At 65.9% G+C, this 2,332-nt stretch carries 3 protein-coding genes and 1 pseudogene; all 4 read left to right on the top strand.

Annotation, left to right across the window (positions count from 1 at the left end):
- Positions 1-258: 258 nt before the first annotated feature.
- Positions 259-687 (top strand): transposase, encoded by a 429-nt coding sequence (locus tag VMI09_03575; protein ID HTQ23748.1) that lies wholly within the window; start codon positions 259-261, stop codon positions 685-687.
- Entirely contained in the window at positions 684-1,037 is a 354-nt protein-coding gene (tnpB, locus tag VMI09_03570) for an IS66 family insertion sequence element accessory protein TnpB (GenBank protein ID HTQ23747.1), read from the top strand. Before VMI09_03575 ends, tnpB begins: the two co-directional genes overlap by 4 nt.
- 72 nt (positions 1,038-1,109) lie before the next feature.
- Positions 1,110-1,826 (top strand): annotated as a pseudogene (locus VMI09_03565) (IS66 family transposase zinc-finger binding domain-containing protein).
- A gap of 229 nt (positions 1,827-2,055) precedes the next feature.
- The coding region (locus VMI09_03560) for a hypothetical protein (GenBank protein HTQ23746.1) at positions 2,056-2,332 on the top strand (277 nt) is incomplete at its 3' end.

The raw sequence follows: 2,332 nt of genomic DNA, 5'->3' as shown, positions 1-2,332 counted from the left end.
TGACGGCAAGCGACCAGGAGTCCGCCAGATGTCTGCGGATCCGTCAGCAAGTGTCGTCGCGGTGTTGTCACGGCAACGATGGCGCGCTTCCATTCGATGGGTACGATGGCGCATGACGATCTCGTTTGCCCGCCATCAGTTTCCGCCTGCGATCATCGTAAGCGGTCTTTAGACTGCACCTTCAAGGCCGAGCGCAGATCGGCGAATGTCGTGCCCAACTGAGTCGATCGGGTTGGACACGTGTCGGACACTGAGCTATTGCCCAAATCCAAGCCGGAGCCGGTGCGCCGGCTGGAGGTATTTACCGGCTCCGGTCGACGCCGAACGTGGACCCCGGCGCAAAAGGCGGAGATTCTCGCCGAAAGCTACGAGAGCGGGGAGAAGGTTTCCGCTGTTGCGCGACGCCATGGGCTGACGCCTCAACAGCTCTTTGGTTGGCGGCGCGAGGCGCAACGGCGGGCGAGGCGACGAGCCGCAATCGACGAGGCGGCTGCGCGCGGACAGGCCTTCGCCCCTGTCGTTGTCGAGGAAGTCCGTCGAAGATCGGAGGCCCCGATTGAGCCGGATCCGAGTGGCGGGACGACGGCGATCGAGATCCTGATCGGCGCCGCCACGGTCCGCGTCGCGCCGGGCATCGACGCGGCGACGCTGGCGACGGTGTTGCGCGTCGTGAAGGCGGCGAGATGATCGCGGTTCCGGCCGGCGTGCGGGTTCTGGTCGCGACGAAGCCGGTGGACTTCCGGCGTGGCGCCGACAGCCTCGCCGCCCTGGCGCGTGAAGAGCTTCAACGCGATCCGTTCTCGGGCGTGATCATCGTCTTTCGCTCGAAGCGCGCGGACCGGCTGAAGATTTTGACCTGGGACGGCACCGGGCTGGTGCTGTTCTGGAAACGGCTCGAGCAAAACGCGTTTCGCTGGCCGCCGATCAGCGACGGCGTGATGCGTCTGTCGTCTTCGCAGCTCGCCGCGCTCGTCGACGGGTTGGACTGGTCGCGCCTTCACGCGCGCGACGTGCCGCGTCCGGAAGCAGCGTCATGAGGCCTGTGACCAATTGACTCAGCCTGCTGTTTGTTGGCCACGACCGCGCGCAAATCTGGTTCTCTCTTGGCCGTGAGCGAGAGCGCGAATCAGCCGCCGACCGAGATCGCCGAGTTGCAGGCGCGGCTTGCGGTCGCGCTCGCCGAGCGCGACGCCGCGGTTGCGGCGCGCGACGAGGCGATGTCGCGGAACGATCGCCTGCTGCATCTCCTGCGCAAATTGCAGCGCATGCAATTTGGCCGCCACTCCGAGAAGCTCGATCCGGATCAGCTCGCCCTGGCGTTTGAGGATGTCGAGCAAGCCATCGCCGCGAGCGAGGCCGCCGACGACAAGCAGAATGAGGCGCACGCTCGCGCTCGCGCCGAGAAGCGTCGCGCCCATCGCGGCGCGCTTCCCGCCCATCTGCAGCGCGTGCATGTGACGATCGAACCCGAGGACAGGAATTGCCCGTGCTGCCGTTCTTCCATGCATGTGATCGGCGAGGAAACCTCCGAACGGCTCGACGTCATCCCGGCGCAGTTCCGGGCGGTCGTGACGCACCGTCCCAAATACGCCTGCCGGGCCTGCGAACAGGCGGTTGTGCAGGCGCCGGCGCCCGAGCGGCTGATCATGGGCGGGTTGCCGACCGAGGCGATGGTGGCCTCGGTCATGGTCGCCAAATACGCCTGGCATCTGCCGCTCTACCGGCAGTCCCAGATGCTGGCCGCGCAGGGTCTCGACATCAAGCGATCGGTCCTGGCGTTCTGGGTGGGATACGCCGCGGCCGAATGCGAGCCGCTCTACCTGCGGCGGGCGAGTTGAAGGCGACGGTCTTCTCGACTGAGTGGCAGCCGTGGCAAGTCATCTTTCACTATCCTAAGGTCGCGGCTCATCTACGGGCTGAGCTCTTCGCCGACCCTTTCGCCGCGATGTCGAGAGCCGAGGAAATCCTCAGTGGCGCGGCAAAAGGGAGTTCTCTTATCGGCCTTCCACACTTTTGGCAGCCTGCACGCTGAGGACGCCGTAGGAGACCCGGCTAGTGGCGACGATCCAATTGAGGTGCCGCGCGAGGGAGGATCACAACAGGAGGGGCGCATGGTTGATCTCTTATCAAAAGCAGCTTCTGGCCCGCACTGAGGCCCAACGCGCCAAGCACCAAGCGCAGCGTGAGGAGAAAGCCCGCGCCGAAGCGGAGGCGGCCCGCGTTGAGGCTGAGGCCGCGCGCGTGCGCCTTACGCCGCTCGGAGATCGGCTCGCGCGGTTGCTGGCGACGATCCCAATTGAGGTTCAGCGCGAGGGGCTCTCGTTGTCAACGC

This window comes from Candidatus Binataceae bacterium, from assembly GCA_035500095.1.
Lineage (GTDB): Bacteria > Desulfobacterota > Binatia > Binatales > Binataceae > JAKAVN01.
The sequence above is the reverse complement of the archived record's forward strand: the minus strand, read 5'-3'. Positions and strand labels throughout refer to the sequence as shown.